At 39.8% G+C, this 19006-nt stretch carries 12 protein-coding genes; 10 read left to right on the top strand and 2 right to left on the bottom strand.

The window, feature by feature from the left end:
• The first annotated feature begins 123 nt into the window (after positions 1-123).
• A complete protein-coding gene (locus ACFSGI_RS11240) occupies positions 124-1161 on the top strand; it encodes a quercetin 2,3-dioxygenase (protein ID WP_204824218.1) in 1038 nt (345 codons plus the stop codon).
• A 74-nt stretch (positions 1162-1235) separates the two neighbouring features.
• Positions 1236-2579, top strand: coding sequence for an MFS transporter (locus tag ACFSGI_RS11235; protein ID WP_204824217.1), 1344 nt, complete (start codon positions 1236-1238; stop codon positions 2577-2579).
• A gap of 157 nt (positions 2580-2736) precedes the next feature.
• Here ACFSGI_RS11235 and ACFSGI_RS11230 read toward each other — a convergent pair whose 3' ends face one another.
• Together ACFSGI_RS11230 and ACFSGI_RS11225 are read right to left on the bottom strand one after the other, a co-directional pair.
• Positions 2737-3960, bottom strand: coding sequence for a family 16 glycosylhydrolase (locus ACFSGI_RS11230; protein ID WP_204824216.1), 1224 nt, complete (start codon positions 3958-3960; stop codon positions 2737-2739).
• A 132-nt stretch (positions 3961-4092) separates the two neighbouring features.
• Positions 4093-4962: a helix-turn-helix transcriptional regulator gene (locus ACFSGI_RS11225; RefSeq protein WP_204824215.1), complete on the bottom strand. Its 870-nt coding sequence runs from the start codon at positions 4960-4962 to the stop codon at positions 4093-4095.
• A gap of 188 nt (positions 4963-5150) precedes the next feature.
• Between ACFSGI_RS11225 and ACFSGI_RS11220 the strand changes: the two genes are divergently transcribed.
• From ACFSGI_RS11220 to ACFSGI_RS11185, 8 genes are all read left to right on the top strand, one after another.
• On the top strand, positions 5151-7538 hold the full coding sequence (locus tag ACFSGI_RS11220; protein ID WP_204824214.1) for a glycoside hydrolase family 31 protein: 2388 nt from the start codon (positions 5151-5153) through the stop codon (positions 7536-7538).
• A gap of 193 nt (positions 7539-7731) precedes the next feature.
• The gene (locus ACFSGI_RS11215; RefSeq protein WP_204824213.1) at positions 7732-9108 is read left to right on the top strand and encodes an aspartate aminotransferase family protein; all 1377 of its coding nucleotides are present in this window, start codon (positions 7732-7734) and stop codon (positions 9106-9108) included.
• Positions 9108-10550, top strand: a complete 1443-nt coding sequence (locus tag ACFSGI_RS11210) for an MDR family MFS transporter (protein ID WP_204824212.1) — start codon at positions 9108-9110, stop codon at positions 10548-10550. The genes ACFSGI_RS11215 and ACFSGI_RS11210 overlap by 1 nt, the downstream gene beginning before the upstream one ends.
• A gap of 1 nt (position 10551) precedes the next feature.
• Entirely contained in the window at positions 10552-12525 is a 1974-nt protein-coding gene (locus ACFSGI_RS11205) for an IucA/IucC family protein (protein ID WP_204824211.1), read from the top strand.
• A gap of 107 nt (positions 12526-12632) precedes the next feature.
• Positions 12633-14522 carry an IucA/IucC family protein gene (locus tag ACFSGI_RS11200; RefSeq protein ID WP_204824210.1) on the top strand — a complete coding sequence of 630 codons (1890 nt, stop codon included), beginning with the start codon at positions 12633-12635 and terminating at the stop codon, positions 14520-14522.
• Positions 14516-15295: an HpcH/HpaI aldolase family protein gene (locus ACFSGI_RS11195; protein WP_204824209.1), complete on the top strand. Its 780-nt coding sequence runs from the start codon at positions 14516-14518 to the stop codon at positions 15293-15295. Before ACFSGI_RS11200 ends, ACFSGI_RS11195 begins: the two co-directional genes overlap by 7 nt.
• Before the next feature lie 124 nt (positions 15296-15419).
• Positions 15420-16715 (top strand): type III PLP-dependent enzyme, encoded by a 1296-nt coding sequence (locus ACFSGI_RS11190; protein WP_204824208.1) that lies wholly within the window; start codon positions 15420-15422, stop codon positions 16713-16715.
• Positions 16712-18964 carry an IucA/IucC family protein gene (locus ACFSGI_RS11185; protein WP_379283210.1) on the top strand — a complete coding sequence of 751 codons (2253 nt, stop codon included), beginning with the start codon at positions 16712-16714 and terminating at the stop codon, positions 18962-18964. The genes ACFSGI_RS11190 and ACFSGI_RS11185 overlap by 4 nt, the downstream gene beginning before the upstream one ends.
• Positions 18965-19006 lie beyond the last annotated feature (42 nt).

The raw sequence follows: 19006 nt of genomic DNA, 5'->3' as shown, positions 1-19006 counted from the left end.
CCTAATTTTTTGTCGTATTCAACTATATTTCAAATTTGGAGATTTCGCTACAATAAAATAGTACAAGAGATCAACAAACACGTTGACAGACAATAGGAATGATCACAATTTTAGGAGGCATATATGACAACTTCATCACTTATTACACATTTACCAGATACGTTAGCACCTTATTTACTTCGCAGAGGAGAAGGGCAACGTTATCTTTTTGGCAAACAATTAGCAACTGTTATAGCTAACTTTCAAAGTACAGGCGATATTTTATCAGCGGCGATTATTTCAGGGCCTAAAGAAGAATCGTTCCCGCTTCATACTCATCATCACACATACGAATCTATTTTTGTATTAGAAGGTAAAGTTCAATTTGTAATCAACGGTCAAAGCCATCTATTATTGCCCGGCGATTATGCACATATTCCACCAATGACAGAACATGCTTATCAATTGCTGGCACATCGTAATGCGTTTATCTCGTATTCGATTGCAGGTAATGTGACTGATATTTATGAAATATTAGGTCAAGCACATACACCTTACGAATATCCGGCTGTAAGCGATCATGTATATACTACAGAACACCTACAACAAGCTGCGCAAACAGCAGATATTACTTTCTCTACATCAGATACAGTATTTCCTGCTTACGAATTAGTCAATAATAGCGTGATTCCAGATACTGTACAATCGTATGTATTAGAAAGTGGCGAAGGAACCAAATTACTAACAGGAGACCAACTTCATCGTCTGCTAGCAACGCAAGCTTCTACAGATGGAGATTATATTATGGTATCTACCGAAGGGCCTAAAGGAGACGCTATCGTATCTCATTACCATGAGCATCATACTGAGACATTTTTCTGTGTACAAGGACAGATGACGATGTGGGCAAATGGCGAAGAAATTCAATTGTTACCAGGGGACTTTTTGCATGTACCCGCAGGAACAGTACATTCTTATCGTCTGGATACACACTATACTAAATTTGTAGGTGTACTGGTAAGCGGATTGTTTGAACCATTTTTCCGTTTGTTAGGTGATGAATACGAACATTATATCTTCCCGGATACACCTGGCCCTTTGCGTATGGATCGTGTTATAGCGAATATTCAATCGCTCGATCTGAAAGTAGTTACTCCTCCAGGCGGTCACCGTCCAGAATAAATAGGATAAAGGAAAAATAGTGCTAGTCTTATACAGCTTGGAGTAAGTGTATAAGACTAGCACTCAGGTATATTATGAAAATTATTTATATTTTAGCGTTGGCGATGATTATCTCGGTTATGAACTCTACGATGTTTAATGTCGCTTTGCCTTCGATTCGTCAAGATTTTGATCTTAGTAGTTCGCAAGTAAGCTGGGTCGTAACATCATATATTATTATTTATGCGATAGGATCGGTCACTTATGGCAAGTTAGCAGATAAATATCGACTCAAAAATTTGCTGACTATCGGGATATGTTTATTTGCAATAGGTTCTATTGTTGGGTTTGTAGCTTCGGATTATTGGATGGTTATTGCAGGTCGTATTTTGCAGTCAGCAGGTGCTTCTGTTATTCCAGCATCATCAATGATTATTCCGATTCGTTACATCGCTGCTGAAAAGCGGGGGAGAGCGCTTGGCATTACTTCTTCTGGTATGGCACTGGGTACTGCGATGGGGCCGATTATCGCAGGCATGATTACCAGTTTTGCAGATTGGCGTTATTTATTTGCGATTTCTTTGTTATCGTTAGTGACTATTCCCTTTTTCCGTAAATATCTTAATCAAGATCAAGTACGTCCGCTAAAAATAGATATCTGGGGCGGTATCTTATTAGCGACAACAGTAACGTTACTTTTATTAGCGATTACAAATGTAAGTCTCATTCTAGCTATGATCACGATTGTCATGATCGTTGTTTTTGTAATATATATTCGCAACGTTGATCAGCCATTTTTGGATCCGGCTATTTTCCGTAATTCGACGTATACGATGACGATGATTATTGCTTGTCTGGCATTGATATTTAATCTATGTGTTCCTTATCTCATACCGCAGATGTTAAGTAGTATTCATCAGTTGTCTTCATTTAAAATTGGTATGATTATGTTTCCAGGTGCATTGATCGCTGCTATATTTGGAATCGTTGGCGGACGAATTGCAGATAGCAAAGGAAATACATTTTTGCTGCGAATCGCATTTGTATTACAATTGATCACTTATGCTATATTAGCCATATTTACAGATCGTACGTACTGGTTGATTATGGGCGTATTGGTCATTGGAAATACCGGTCTGACTTTTGCTCAAGTAGGGCTAGCGAATACAGTATCTCGTACATTAGCCGGTGCGCAAGTAGGTGTAGGCATGGGATTGTATATGATGTTAAGCTTTATTTCAGGAGCGATAGGTACAACGATACTCGGATTGATATTAGATCGTGTACAATCTCCGTGGTCATTAAATAGTCTATGGTATACTGGTGAAGCCAATACATTTAGCAATATTTTTGTTGTATTTGCAATCTGGATCGCGATAATATTAACTGTTTTCTTCCGTTATTTGAAAGCCGATAATCATTCCACTCTTTCTAAATAATCATCTGATAATGATGCGGATAGCAAAATAACATAGATATACAAAAAAGGAAGCCTGATCATTCAAGGCTTCCTTTTTGTATAAGAATTGTTAGATTATGAGCTAAATATAATATACGTCTTGCCTCATTCATTTTGAACAGAATAATATACCTGTATTACTGTTTAATTACTTCAAAAGCTTCCCAACCGCTGACTGTATTGCGATTTGCAATCAGCGGACTATCTCCGTAATTATCTGCACAGACATAGAGATTGTTAGCTAATGATTTGAATGTTCGCTTCCCATCGGCTGTTGTGCCGATTTGGAACGTTTCCCATGTGCCGATAGCCGTTTTATTCGCAATCAACGGGCTTGCACCGGTATTATCAGCGGATACGTATTTGTTATTTGCTAGCGAGCGCAAAGCAACATTATTATTACCAAGATCGATGAGCTCAAATTTCTCCCAATCGCTGACTGTAGTCGAACGAGCAAGCAGAGGAGCATTTCCATAATCTTCAGCCGCTACATATTTATTATTCGCTGTCGCTTTAAGCGCTACAATATTAGCAGTATCGCCAGAACGCTGGAATACACGTACATAATCGATCGCATATTTTTGTGGGAATGTTGTACTTGCGTCAGGGTATCCAGGCCAGTTACCACCGACAGCTAGATTAAGTAATAAGAAGAATGGCTTATCAAATACCCATTTATTGCCGCCGATATCTGCTGATGTGCGGGTATGGTATAAATTATTATCGACATACCAGCGAATCACATTAGGTTCCCATTCGACAGAAAATGTGTGATAAGCATTACTAATATTTTCACCGATAGTATACCCTGCGGATAAACCACCAGCACCGGAATAACCAGGTCCATGAATCGTTCCGTATACTGTATTTGGAGCATTAGGCCCTACATATTCCATAATATCGATCTCACCACTATTTGGCCACTGGTTGCTACCAATATCGCTACCTAACATCCAGAATGCAGGCCAGATGCCTTTACCATAAGGAAGTTTGGCACGCATTTCGATTTTTCCATATTTCACATCAAATTTGCCAGCCGTTGTTAAGCGAGCAGATGTATAAGGAGAACCATTATAATTTTCTTTCAACGCTTGAATAATCAGATTGCCATTATCCATATAAGCATTATTGGTACGATTTGTATAGTTTTGTAACTCGTTATTTCCCCAACCGCCAGCACCTGTTTCTGAATTCCATTTGGAACCATCGACACCTGTTCCATTCGATCCATTGAATTCATCTGACCAGATTTGCTTCCAAGTGCCGGCTGCTTCGGCTTGAGAATTCCAAGTCCATGACCCCAATAATGTAAATAAGCATAGCGTAGATAAAAGAATAGCAATCTGCTTGCGTATCAACATGAATACCCCACCTTTTATATGGTTTAATTTCCATTTTATTGTATTTTATAGACAGGAAAAGATAAACTGCTTTTTATGAGATGCGTAGAAATACACATGCTATACACAAAAATACCACTTCAGCGAATGTATTCATTCTTTAATATGTTGAAGCCATCGACTTGGAGACATTTGCTTGTACTGCTTAAAGACTCTGCCAAAATAGTTTAGACTCGCAAATCCGCAATGATACGCCACTTCACTAATATTCCATTGCCCGGAGCGTAATAACTGCTCTGCTTCATGAATACGTAACATATTGATATAGTCGATAAATGTTTTGCCGGTAGTCTTTTTGAACGAATAACAAAAGTAAGTAGGAGTAAGCTGACATAGATGAGCAGCGGCCTCTATAGATATCGGTTCTCGAAAATGATGACTAAGGTGCTGAAATAAAGGTTGCATATAAGAGGGGTGATGATTGGACTTTGGTAAAACGATAGTATCATGTTCTGCTACCCGATAAAGCCAACCTATACATGCAAGCAAATACGATTTGATCAGCAGTTCTGAACCATGTGTAGATTGTTCATACTCAATAATCATTTGTTGCAGATAAAACGTGATATGCTGAGCTAACACATGATCTTTGGTGAAAATCGCCGGCAATGCTAGACGATTCTCTAATAGCGGACGAATATAACGTGATTCGGTATGATCCCATTGAATATTTCGAATCAAAGCTTCATTAAACACGATACAGACCAGTTCAGTATCGTCTTCTAATGGAAAAGCAGCATGAATCTGACATGTATTCACAAAAACAATATCCCCGACAGTAATATCTTGATGCTCGGTACCAACTTGAACACGAAAAGAACCTTTTAAGACAATCATCCATTCTAAATGTTCATGCCAGTGTAATGGAACCCAGCGCCAATTCGGTTCTGTAACGTGAAAAATATTAAAAGGAAATGTGTGGTCAGGAATTTGGGTGACTTCATAAGGTGGTGATATCTTCATCTGAAATGAACCTCCGTCATAGTACATTTTGAATAAAATCGTAATATTGTGCGAATAATCCATAGAATCGGCGTAGGTTACTACTGTACAAAAGTATACAATAATCTCATATGTAACCGTTATCAATTTCTGTTGTAAAAAGCAAATATGACTTAATCTACAACACATGACAGGAGGATAAAAAACAGATGATTCGATTATATGATACATCGTTACTTGGCGAACCGATAGACATGAGTAAAGAATTTGGACGTATAGAAAATACATATTTTATGGGAATGCGTGTAGAGGAATTTGATCCTGAGACAGCGACAGGTCAGATACGGTGGGAACGATATTCACGTAAACCTAGATTGGATTTTGGCAAATACACATTACCATTTACCGCCACAGAATCGTGGGAATTTCCAGCGTACGAAGAAGCACCTTCTTTTCCTTTTTGCTTGCAATTTGTAGATGCCAAGACGGTTCGGATTCGGTTAGCTACACGTCAATCGAATTTAGAGCCCCGTCATAGTCTGATGTTAGTGGAACAGCAATTGCCTGTCAGTACAGCATGGTCATTGCACCAGCATGATGCACAGCAGACCACTTATATCAGTGATTATGGTTCGGTGATTATCAAGTATGCTCCCTGGAAAATAGAGTTTCGAGATGTAACAGGCAAGCTTTTAACACGTACACATCATTTAGCAGATCAAGCTTCTATTTTAAGTTCTGACCCAACACCGTTTTGTTTTATCCGCTCTGCTAAAGATATGAATCGTAGTCTGGCGGCAAGTTTTGCTCTATCTCCAGGAGAACGTTTATATGGTGGTGGAGAATCCTTTTTGAAAATGGATAAGCGGGGACAGAAATTTAACTGGTTTGCATATGATCCATTAAGCGCGCAGACCGCAGATATGTATAAGCCTATTCCATTATTATGGAGCAATCGTGGTTATGGTATGTTTTTTCATCATAGTTGTCCGATGACCTGCGATGTAGGGCATCACTTTGATGGAGCCAATACAATTTATATCGGTGAAGATGAATTGGATTTATTTTTCTTTTTCGGTACACCCAAAGATATTTTATCCAGCTATACCTCATTAACAGGTAAATCTGCTGTGCCGCCTTTGTGGTCTTTCGGATTATGGATGAGTCGGATTACGTATCAATCTGAACAAGAAGTTAGAGAAGTGGCACATCAATTACAAGAATATCAGATTCCTTGTGATGTAATTCATCTGGATACCGGTTGGTTTGAACATGATTGGCGTTGTGATTACCAATTTTCTAGCACTCGCTTTGATAATGCAGAACAAATGATCACTGATTTACGTAAGCAAGGGTACCGTATTAGTCTATGGCAATATCCTTATTTTATGCCGTCTAATCCGCTATATGAAGAAATTATTGCCAAAGGATATGCTATTAGTGATGGGAACGGTTATATCGCAGGGGAAGATGCTATCTTAGACTTTTCTAACCCTGAAGCAGTGCATTGGTATCAACAAAAAATCGCTGGATTGCTACATCTAGGAGTCAGTGCGATCAAAGTAGATTTTGGAGAAAGTGCACCGATTCATGGGTCTTATTATTCTCGTCAGCAAGGATGGAAAGAGCATAATTTGTATCCTCTTCGGTATAACCAAGCAGTGTCCGAGATTACGCAAAAAGTCACCGGCAATTCTATTATCTGGGCACGTAGCGCCTGGGCAGGTAGTCAACGTTATCCACTACACTGGGGTGGGGATGTCGAAAATACCGATAACGGCATGGCAGCTTCTTTGCGAGCAGGGATGTCGTTAGGATTGAGTGGTTTTACTTTTTGGAGTCATGATATTGGCGGATTTGTCCATCAAAGTCCGCGAGAATTATATCGCCGCTGGATGCCTTTTGGTATGCTCACGTCACACAGTCGTTGTCATGGAGCACCACCCAAAGAGCCCTGGCATTATGATGAAGATTTTGTAGAAGATTTTAGAAAAGCAGTATCTCTTAAATATGCTCTTATGCCATATATTTATACGCAATCTGTGTTGAGTGCGGAGCAAGGTATTCCATTGTTACGCCCATTGTTGCTTGAATATCCGAATGAACCTGGCGTGTGGCAGATTGAAGATCAGTACTTACTAGGTACCGATCTATTAATTGCTCCTATTTTAGAACAGGGAACAACATCCAGAGAGGTATATACGCCATCTGGAGAATGGATCGATTATCAGACGGGTAAGAGATATGAAGGTTCTACATGGTATCCGATAACAGAAGGAGATATCCCTATTATTATACTGGTGCGAGCAGGTAGCTTAATTCCACACGTACCAGTCGCTTTATCTACAGATGCTATCGATTGGACTGCTGTTAAATGGCATCATTATGAATCTACAGGCTCACAGCTTGAAGAAAATGATTGGCAGATAGCGTTACCTGTTAATCAGCATTATGTCTGGATTAGCGGGCAATTCATAGAGGAGCAGACGATAGTAAATACTACATTGCACCCGGATACACAGGCTGGCAATTCTTTGAATCAAGATGAGATAAAGAAACTTACCAGCCAGTGGACATATCACAAGCATTCTAAATAATTCCAAAAACAGACGATTTCTATATGCGCTTATATAGAGTCGTCTTTTTTTTGTTAGGAACGATTCCTAAAAATGAAGATGTAGTATTTGTACAAATACAGGACGTAAATGTCTATGGAGTCTAGTAATTTATTCCATATACTAGAGAAGTGTCTAATTGAAAATGATTATCAATATCAAAGGAGCGATTATAATGATAGAAACTGTCCATTCAGCCGTATCTCAAAATACACGTTATTTGCAAAGCCAATCCGAAAGAGAGTCTAATGCTCGTTCATATCCTCGCCGTCTACCGATTGTGATCAAAGAAGCGGAAGGGATTCATATTACAGATATGGATGGCAAAGTCTATTATGATTGTCTGGCTGGAGCAGGTACATTAGCGCTTGGACATAATCATCCTGTAGTGATTGAAGCGATGCAACAATTGCTGACTAGCAAGCATCCACTGCATACATTGGACTTAACAACACCGCTTAAAGAACAATTTGTAGAAGAAGTATTTGCAAGTTTACCACCATCGTTTGCACAAAATGCTAAAATCCAATTTTGCGGGCCTACCGGTGGGGATGCAATTGAAGCCGCGATAAAGTTAGTCAAAACAGCAACTGGTAAGCGTAGCATTTTGTCTTTTCAAGGGGGATATCATGGTTCGACCCATGCAGCAATGAGTCTTAGCGGCACATTAGGGCAAAAAGAAAAAGTGCAGGGACTCATCCCGGATGTTCACTTTATGCCTTATCCTTATGAGTATCGTTGCCCATTCGGAGTCGGGGGAGAGCAGACACATCAGATTAGTAGCAGTTATATCGAAAATCTGCTGGATGATCCTGAAAGTGGTATTGTATCGCCATGTGCGATGATTTTTGAAGTGGTACAAGGTGAAGGTGGTTCTATTCCTGCTCCTATCGAATGGATACGTGAAATGCGCCGGATTACGCAAGAGCGCAATATCCCGCTTATTATAGATGAAGTACAGACAGGACTAGGTCGGACAGGCAAGTTATATGCTTTTGAACATGCAGGGATTATTCCAGATGTATTGGTATTATCCAAAGCGATTGGAGGAAGCTTACCGCTATCTGTAGTGATCTATAACAAAGCGTTAGATCAATGGAATCCGGGCGCGCACATCGGTACATTTAGAGGAAATCAGATGGCAATGGCAGCAGGGCTTGCAACACTGCGCTATATTCGTGAACATCGTATTCCTGAACATGTGACTCAAATGGGTGCATTGCTAGTAGAGCAGTTGCAACATATTCAACAGCAGACAGGATGTATCGGTGATATTCGTGGTCGTGGGTTAATGATCGGTGTTGAGATTGTAAATGATCAGAAAATAATGGATCATCTAGGGCATTATCCTGCATATCCGCAATTAGCTAGTCTGATTCAGCAAGAGTGCTTGAAGCGTGGATTGATTCTTGAAGTAGGTGGTAGACATTCTACAGTGATGCGCTTTTTGCCACCGCTAATTATTACGCAAGAACAAGTGTTAGAAGTAACTCGTATTTTTGGTGAAGCTGTTATGACAGCCTATCAAGCGTTGCAGACTTCGACATTATAATGAAGCATTACAGCTCTCGATTTACGTTTTCGTCTGAATGGATGATCTTATGTAGTATTTTATTAGGAACATTTACAGTCATTTTGAACAACAGTTCGCTGAATCCGGCTGTTCCTGAATTTATGAATGTTTTTCAGAGTAGTGCTAGTTCTACAAGCTGGATTATTACTATTTTTCTATTAGGTATGGGAATGACGATGCCATTAACAGGATATCTGGGTGATCGTTTTGGCAAAAAGCGTATCTATCTGCTCGGACTGTTTCTTTTTATTCTCGGATCGATACTTGGCTCGCTATCATGGAATCTGGTATCTGTGATTTGTTTTCGAGGTCTTCAAGGTATTGCAGGCGGGCTGATGATTCCTCTTTCCCTGGCAATTATATTTGATGCTTTTCCCAAAAATGAACGTGGTCGTGTAACAGGGATCTGGGGAATAGCGATTATGGTTGCACCTGCTATTGGCCCGACAGTAGGCGGATTGATGATTGAGTGGGGAAGCTGGCAGTCTTTATTTTGGATGAATATACCGATTGGATTAGTAGGACTGATAATCGGGCTGAAATATTTGCCGCAATCTGTACCTGATCGTAAGCGTACTTTTGATACAAGCGGATTTGTTACAGTGACACTGGGAGTCGGTATTATTTTGCTCACACTCGGTCAAATAAAGCATATAGCAGACGTGATGGTCTGGTCTAATCTTGTTCTGATGGGTGTAGGTATAGTATTGCTTATCATGTTTGTACGTTTGCAATTAACCAAAGAGCAACCATTGCTGTATTTACGTATTTTCAATATTCCTACGTATGCGCTGAGTGTAGTCGTAGTGAGTGTACAGGCTATAGCGATGTTTGCCACGATTTTTATGGTTCCTTTACTGGTGCAAAATGTATACGGATATAGCGCTATGATGACAGGCTTAGTATTTTTACCGTCTGCGATTTTTACAGGGATTTTTGTTCGTATTGCAGGTAAACATCTGGATCGCAAAGGGCCTAAAATGATAGTGCTTGTAGGTTTATCGGTGACTTGTATCACTACAGCGATGCTTGGGATGTTGCAATTGGATTCGCCACTCTGGGTTATTTTTGTACTTATGATGTTGCGCGGAGTGGGATTAGGGCTATCGAATATGCCTGTAACGACAGCAGGGCTAAATGCGATCCCTGAACCGTTAGTGTCTCAAGGTTCCGCTATGAATAATGTGATTCGTCGGATGACTTCTTCGCTTGGTATCGTTATTATTTCGGTCTATTACGAAGTGCGACGTACTCAACTTATCGGATATGGTCATTCCGATGCTATCAGTACATTGCAAACGATTAATGAAGGATTTTGGGTATTAAGTATCGTTATCTTAATAACGATTCCGGCTGCTTTTTTTATGCGCCAGACAGCAGAACCGAATAAGTCTATTTATCATAACAAAAGGAGTGCATAATGTGTCTTCTGTAGATACCCGTCATAGTAGGAATAAAATACAGCAAACAACGTATATTAGCAATCAAGATAATCAATATAATGATTGTCTACATGTTAATCATCCACTTGCATTAGCATCCACTATACAATCTTTACTCAATAGCTATTTGCGAGAAACAAAGCAATTTGATCCCAAGCTTATCACTGTACTTGAGACGTTGCCGCTTGTACAACAGCAAATGATAACTAAAGAAAAGCTAGAAAGCGAGCAGTCGTATGAACCGATATTGATTCAGCTTCCTTTTACAGAGCGCTTGATACAGACAGGGGTTACGTATCATTCTGTTATAGGACAGCATCATTATATCGATTCATTTGTCATGATCGCTAAGCAACAAGAAGCAGAATCGATAACGCCTTTTCAATTGATTGAGTATGTAATAGAAGAATTAAGTCATTATACAGAGACCGAGCAACGTGATATGCAAAAGCAACGGATGCGAAGCAGAATCCAGAACAGTCTTACCAAAATGGAACATTATTATCAACATCATGAATCTAAGCATCCTGTAGATCAGCAAGATTATAGGTATTCAGAACAATCACTGATTGCAGGGCATCCATTTCATCCTTTTCCCAAAAGTTCTGAAGGATTCTCGTTAGCTGAATTGGCATTATACAGTCCAGAAATGGGAGCTAGCTTTCAGTTGTATTATCTAGCTGTACAATCTTCTTATATCGAAGAACACTGGTTACACGAGCAAGCTAGACAAGAATCAATCTCACCCGCAGTACGTCAGCAAGCCAAAGAACGATTAGGATCGCTGTGGGATCAATATCATGTATTACCTATGCATCCTTGGCAAGTACATTATATTCAGACTTTATCTATCGTACAACAAGCGATAGATAATCAGCAGATTATATTACTGGGATCATTAGGTGATGAAGTATATCCGACTTCTTCGGTCAGAACAGTCTGGAATCATCGTGATAGCAGAGGATATAAATTGCCTTTGCATATCCGAATCACTAATCTTATTCGCGAAAATACAACCGAACAAGCCAAACGCACCATCGATGCTGCACGAATTATAGATTATCAACGCACAGCGATAGAATCGAATCATTTCAAAGTGTTGACTGAAACAGGTTATTGTTCCGTACGATTACAATCGCTACTCACATCATTGAATACGAATCGAGCTTTCAATCATAGACCGGATTCTAACAAGTCAGCGATTGATAATCAGGCTAAGAACGATATTCAGATGACCAAAGCAGAACAAGAACAATGGACTGCTGCTATGACAGTGATTTATCGTCCGCAACATATCGATCCTGAATATACGTATGTGGTTGCTTCGCTATTAGAAAAAGCACCTTATACTGACGAACCCAAATTAATATCGGTTATTCGTCAAAGTACAGTCGATACTATGCCTGATTTATCAGTGTGGTTATCCCGCTATACAGAGATTACATTATTATCGTTATTACGTGTTTTTTCGGATTACGGAATAAGTTTTGAAGCTCATCTACAAAATTCATTGATTTCATTAAAAGATGGACTTCCTGCTTGTTACTATGTACGTGATTTAGAAGGAGTAAGTATTGATCGCACCTGCTCAGCCGTAGAAGAATGGATACAACCTTTGATCGAAGCAGATAGTCATGTGCTGTACGATCATGATACAGCATGGCTTAGAACACAATATTATTTTGTAGTAAATCATTTAGGATCACTTATTCATACAATTGCTCAGTATGAGCAGTGTAGTGAACAGCATTATTGGAATATCGTACAACAGCAATTGATTCGATGGAGAGCACAAGCAAAATCGATACCAAATGAACGCCTTTATCGTCAAATTGAATCTTTACTACACGTAGAAACGTTGCCAGCTAAAGCGAATTTTATCAGTTGTTTTCAAGCCAAAGGAGATCAGCCTGATTTTCTCGATATTCCTAACCCTTTATATCTAGCAAATTGATCATCAATCGATATCGTAATGCTAGTTGTCGCTTATTCGTATGATTATTAATTTTTGTATGACTGCAATCTGATAGATACACTACTACTTTTATTAGAGGTGAAATTATGTCTTTTACACAACAACGTCCGATGGATTCTGCTTTATTTTCAACACAACCTAATGATCCTTTTTATATGATTCAAGCGTTACATTCAGAACATTTTCAAGCAGTAGAGCAACGAATTATTCGTCAACTTATGCAAGCAATGATTTATGAAGAAATTCTTCCGTATACGCAGGCCGAATCAGCTCATCATACAGTTGCCAATTCACAGTCTCCACATCAGTTCACGATAGCCGGTCAGACTACAGATCAGCAAGTGGTGCAATATACATGTGCAGGTAAGCGAATGATTAGTTTTGGCAGAGTGAGATTAGAGCAGATTCCTGTTACTCGTATATCCGCAGATGGTCAACAACAGACAGCACGTTTGCATGAATTTTTGAACGAAGTGTTGCAACAAGTACAACAAGGAGAACGTCTACAACAATTCCGCAATGAACTAGAGCAAACGTTACTCAAAGACTTGCAATCTCAAGCAGACACACAAGAAAATCTATTCTTTTCAGAACAACGTCATTATGACTCATTAGAAGGTCAGATCAAAGACGGTCATCCGTACCATCCATGTTACAAGTCTCGAATCGGGTTTACGTTAGAAGATAATGCTCACTACGGCCCTGAATTTCAACAATCGCTATATCCGATCTGGTTAGCAGTATCCAAAGAATACAGTCGGGTGGCTTTTTCAACGAGCGTGAATGACTACAACGCCTTTATACAAGAATCATTAGGACAAGAGCAATGGGAACAGTTTGAACAGACATTACAGCAGCAACAGTTGAATATCAATGATTATGATGTAATTCCGGTTCATCCCTGGCAGTGGAAAAACAAAATTGTATCTGCTTTTTACCGCGAACTAGCCAGTCAACAGATAGTTCCGCTTGGACAAGGGCATGATGCTTATTATGCACAGCAATCTATTCGCACACTTGGCAATCAGACTAGACCGGAAGCCCCTTATCTCAAAATGGCACTGAGTATTACTAACACATCAACAGCACGTATTTTGGCAGGGCATACAGTGCTTAATGGTTCGCTTATCACCGATTGGTTAACCCAGTTGATTCAACAAAATGAAACAGCACGGCAACTTGGATTTGTAGTATTACGTGAACGAGCAGGAATCACTTTTAATTATGAGAAATTGCCAGAATATCGACAAGCACAGACGTATGGTTCTTTGGGAACGATCTGGCGTGAAAGTCTGCATACGTATTTGAAAGAAGGCGAAGATGGGGTTCCTTTTAACGGATTATGTTATGTGCAATCGAATGGAGTTCCTTTGATTGATCTCTGGATACAGCAATATGGTATAGAACAATGGACGTACGCCATGCTACAAGCAACAGTCACTCCGATTATTCATATGTTATATGCACATGGCATAGGGATGGAATCACACGGGCAAAATATTATTTTAATTCATCGACAAGGATTGCCTGTACGGATTGCACTCAAAGATTTTCATGATGGTGTGCGCTTTTCTATGGCTCATCTGACCGAGCCTGAATTATGCCCTGATCTGACACCAGAACCGGAGAGTCATGCGAAGATTAACCGTAATTCATTTATCAAAACAGATCGTCCTGAAGATGTACGTGATTTCTCTTATGATGCTTTCTTTTTTATTGCGGCAACAGAAATGTGTATGTTTTTGGAACAGCATTACCAATTACCAGAAGAATCATTCTGGAAAATGACAGCTGATATTATTCACGATTATCAGCGTAATCACCCACAACATCAAACGCGATTTGATTGTTTTGATTTGTTCGCTGAGACCGTACTGATTGAAGAGTTAACGAAACGTAGATTATTTGGAGATGGCGAGCTTCGTTTCAAAAATGGTCTCAATCCGTTATATGCTTACCGCTATTCAACATGTTAACTACCAATCGGTTACGTCAACAATTAGCGCAAAAGCAGACTGTATTTGGATTAATCGCTTCTGTTCCTGCACCGATCATGATAGAAGTGATTGCTTATGCCGGTTTTGACTTTGTGATTATCGATCTGGAGCATGTCATGATTAATCCTGAAACGGTGGAGCATATGATTCGAGCTGCAGAACAGTCAGGTATCACCCCTCTGGTACGTATTGCAGATATTAATGCCAAAGACATTCTGCGTGTATTAGATAGCGGAGCAATGGGAATTGTGATTCCGCAAGTGGAACATAAACAGCAGATTGAAGCTGTAATTCAAGCGGCGAAATATTTTCCTATCGGACAGCGCAGTATGAATAGTGGACGACCGGGCATTTTTGGTAGAGACAATCTAGTGGACTATATGGAACGTGCCAATCAAGAAATTATGATTATACCGATGATTGAGACAGTTCAAGGAGTGAAGCAGATTGATGACATTTTGAGTGTAGAAGGAATCGATATGATTCTTGAAGGAGCGGCTGATCTATCCCAATCGTATGGTGTACCCTGGCAGACAGAACACACCAGTGTTCGTCAAGCATTGGATCATGTTCAGCAAGTCGCGACTTCCAGACAGATTCCATATTGCGCTATTCCTCGTCAAAAAGACCAGTATGAGCACTGGCAGAATAAAGGTGTGCATGCTTTTGTTTTAGGAGATGAACGTGGGATTGCTTTTCGAGCATTACAGAGCAAGCTCACTCAATTCTCTGCTACGACTAGAGATAAATAACAATCTCATAAATAAGTAAACTTTTCCTGTCTATGTCTATGTCTATGTCTATGTCTATGTCTATGTCTATGTCTATGTCTATGTCTATGTCTATGTCTAATATCTAGTAAACGAAGGAGGGCTCATGTTGAATCCCAATGCTATCCCATCACTTTTTCCAACTAAAAAGCAAATATCGACTCCTATTATAGATCAAGTTCATCAGATAATCGAAGCTGAAAAAGTGAATCGCGCTCCGCATGTGATCTCGCGAAAACCTGTATGTGCTTTTATTTATGATCTGGATACATTACGTCAACGTACACAGAGTAAAGTAGAAGATATGCCAGCAAGGACTCATTTATTTTATGCAGTCAAAGCAAATCCTGATCCACGTATCATTACAGCCTTAGCACCAATTGTAGACGGTTTTGAAACAGCATCGATCGGTGAAGTGCAGACGATTCGGCTGATTGATCCTGATGTTAATATTATTTTCGGCGGCCCTGGTAAAAAAGATAGCGAAATTGAGCAAGCGATCGATCATCATGTGATGCTAATTCATGCAGAAAGTGTACATGAAATTCGTAGAATCGCATGGATTGCCGAGCAAAAAAACCAAACAGTGCGCATTTTACTACGTGTAAATGTAAGAAAAAATATTCCTACAGGAACAGTTACGATGGGTGGTAAGCCAACTCAATTCGGTATTGATGAAGCGCAGATAGAAGAAGCGATCCAATGCGTGCAGTCGTTGCCACAACTGACGTTAGCTGGATTTCATATGCACTCCGTATCCAATAATCTAGATGCACAGCACCATGTGGAATTGGTAAAAATGTATATTCAATTGGTCAGTCAATGGGTTAGTCAATACCAGCTATCGATTCAATATCTGAATGCAGGTGGAGGGTTTGGCATTTGTTATACAGAGCCAGAGATTCATTTTGAATGGGATATCTTTATCAAAGGGCTTAATAATATCTGGAATGAGCAGGTATTACCAGGGGTAGAACTTATTTTTGAACCGGGTCGGTATGTGGTTGCTCATGCAGGATATTACGCGTCAGAAGTGATAGATCTGAAATGTAATCATCACAAACATTATGCTATTTTGCGCGGAGGAACTCATCATTTTCGGTTGCCTGTCTCGTGGGGACATAACCAACCTTTTCAACTCATCGCTATCGAGCAGTGGGATTATCCTTTTGAACGTCCACGCCAAGAGCAGATCACAATCACACTAGCAGGAGAATTATGTACACCCAAAGATATACTTGCTCAAGATGTGCAAGTCGAGCAGATTGCTGTAGGAGATATTGTTTTATTTTCGATTGCAGGAGCGTACGCCTGGACGATCTCTCATCATGATTTTTTAAGTCATCCTCATCCAGATATGATCTATATCGATAACCATATAGGAGGTTACGAATCACTATGAATTGGAACGAAGTCTTAGAACCGTTAACTAACGACAATAATCAATCTATTGATCTACAGTCTTTATCTTCAACTCATAATCATACCTCTACCGAGCAGACAGAACGACAAGTGAAGCGAAGTGTAGCGTCAGAGCAGATTATGCAAGATTTGATTAATACATTACTTGCCGAAAAGATCTGGTCAGATGATCAATTACAATTGCTATCTACAGCAGAATTGAAGCGTCAAATTATTGCATTAGCGCCAGATCTATCTACAGTACAGCAAGCAGAAGCATTAACAGCAATCACTACGATCACAGATACCAAGCAATTGGCAAATTGCTCATGGTATTACTGGAATATTCAGTCGTCTTCAGATGATCTATCTGTATCGTCTGCTTCATCGCAGGTACTAGATACATCTTCATATATTGTTATATTTCCAGTAAAAGCAGCGATTGTTCAACCGTATCGTTATGTACCAGCTAATACGACTATGTATACGTATACTAACGCTATCGATTCATCTTCCAAGATGATCAATACAGATCAGGCTAACACTCATGTCTATGCAGTTCGTTATACAAATAAGCTCTCAGCAGATCATCAACCGTCAGTATTGCAGATCATCGCCTTAACACCGACCCAATTTATGAAGATTGTTAATGATCAATGCTTTACCGCTACGTATCGAGAGCAACCCGGTGTAGAGCGCTTTGTGCAGTTATTAGAAGAGACGATTCAACAGACTAGCTGGTCTTTAGAACATCCTTTATCGCAAACACAGGTATTGAATCTGTCAGCAAATGAATTTTTCCAGCATATGGAGCGCTATGCTTCGTTAAGAGATCGACCTTTTCATCCCGTATCCAAAGCCAAAGTGGGATTAAATGAACATGATTATCGTCAATATAGTGCAGAGTTCGCTCAACCGATTACGTTAAGTTGGGTGGCTATCAAGCGTCATGTTGTGATGGAAGGCGAAGCTCTGGTGGGTAGAACTGTTGTAGATTATCAACTGTATGATTATCGTCAAAATAGTTCATTATCTAATCATCTGTCTGAACCGATGACCGATCTATTATCAATCGATCAACAACAGCAAGTGATACAAGCGATGAATCAGCGAGGATTAGATCAAGCAGAATATATAGCAATGCCTGTTCATCCCTGGCAGTTGCAGTATAATTTACCTCAATATTTAGCAACAGCACAGCAACAAGGAGATTGGATCGATCTTCAGCTTTCAATGGGTCTATTTGAAGTGACTTCATCGGTACGTTCGTTATCACCTACAGATCATCGTCCGCATTATCTCAAATTACCGCTTAGTGTATTTTCATTAGGTGCTTCTCGTTATTTGCCGGCTGTCAAATTGATAAACGGACAGCGCGGACAATCAATGCTAGAACAAGCACTGGATCGTGATCCTATATTGAGAGAACAATTATTTCTCTGCGATGAAAATCGCTGGTGGGCATATATGCCTGAAGCAGGAAGTCTATTTGATGATGAACCCAGACATCTAGCAGCGATGGTACGTACTTATCCTGCTTCATTGATTACAGGAGAGCAAGGAGAGCGACTATTACCGATGTCAGCATTATCTGTAGTTATACCTGTATCGATCAATGCTCCGCGTGAAGGACACTTTTTCGATGAATGGATACGTGCACGTCATCTGCAAATGACACCAGAATCGGTATGTACATTATTTGGCGAAGTCTGCCAGACTTTTTTCCAGATCAATCTGCGTTTATTCCGTCTAGGATTAATGCCCGAGCTACATGGACAGAATAGCGTATTAGTCTGGCAAAATGGGTACATCAAGCAGATGCTTTTACGAGATCATGATTCGGTACGATTGCATCTACCCTGGCTTCACAAGCAAGGCATTGCTGATCCTCAGTATATGATTCGTCCGGGTTACTCTAATAGTCTGTATAATGATACACCAGCAGAATTATTATTTTATTTACAGACTTTGGGGATTCAAGTGAATTTGTATGCGATTATTGATGCGTTATGTACAGTGTATGATATAGAAGAGAGCGTTCTATGGACAGTGTTACGAGATCAATTGATCGAGCAGTTGAATGATATTCCTTTTGATGCAGAAGTAAGACAGGAAATCGATCGTGTATTGTTCCACAACAAAGAATGGCCTCTCAAATTGCTAGTCAAACCTTTATTAGAACAAGCAGGTGTACCCGGCAGTATGCCATCCGGTCAAAGTACAATCCAGAATCCATTTGCACAACTCTAATCCAAATACTCATTTGCTACAACAATTTACTTTTTCGTCCAA

It is taken from the genome of Paenibacillus nicotianae (assembly GCF_042681745.1).
Taxonomy (GTDB): domain Bacteria; phylum Bacillota; class Bacilli; order Paenibacillales; family Paenibacillaceae; genus Saccharibacillus; species Saccharibacillus nicotianae.
The sequence above is the reverse complement of the archived record's forward strand: the minus strand, read 5'-3'. Positions and strand labels throughout refer to the sequence as shown.

Bases quoted from the DNA above. Each gene is read 5' to 3' on its own strand.
- ACFSGI_RS11190 (WP_204824208.1), top strand. From the start codon at position 15,420: ATGTTGAATCCCAATGCTATCCCATCACTTTTTCCAACTAAAAAGCAA.
- ACFSGI_RS11200 (WP_204824210.1), top strand. From the start codon at position 12,633: ATGTCTTTTACACAACAACGTCCGATGGATTCTGCTTTATTTTCAACA.
- ACFSGI_RS11235 (WP_204824217.1), top strand. From the start codon at position 1,236: ATGAAAATTATTTATATTTTAGCGTTGGCGATGATTATCTCGGTTATG.
- ACFSGI_RS11225 (WP_204824215.1), bottom strand. From the start codon at position 4,962: ATGAAGATATCACCACCTTATGAAGTCACCCAAATTCCTGACCACACA.
- ACFSGI_RS11240 (WP_204824218.1), top strand. From the start codon at position 124: ATGACAACTTCATCACTTATTACACATTTACCAGATACGTTAGCACCT.
- ACFSGI_RS11210 (WP_204824212.1), top strand. From the start codon at position 9,108: ATGAAGCATTACAGCTCTCGATTTACGTTTTCGTCTGAATGGATGATC.
- ACFSGI_RS11185 (WP_379283210.1), top strand. From the start codon at position 16,712: ATGAATTGGAACGAAGTCTTAGAACCGTTAACTAACGACAATAATCAA.
- ACFSGI_RS11215 (WP_204824213.1), top strand. From the start codon at position 7,732: ATGATAGAAACTGTCCATTCAGCCGTATCTCAAAATACACGTTATTTG.
- ACFSGI_RS11220 (WP_204824214.1), top strand. From the start codon at position 5,151: ATGATTCGATTATATGATACATCGTTACTTGGCGAACCGATAGACATG.
- ACFSGI_RS11195 (WP_204824209.1), top strand. From the start codon at position 14,516: ATGTTAACTACCAATCGGTTACGTCAACAATTAGCGCAAAAGCAGACT.
- ACFSGI_RS11230 (WP_204824216.1), bottom strand. From the start codon at position 3,960: ATGTTGATACGCAAGCAGATTGCTATTCTTTTATCTACGCTATGCTTA.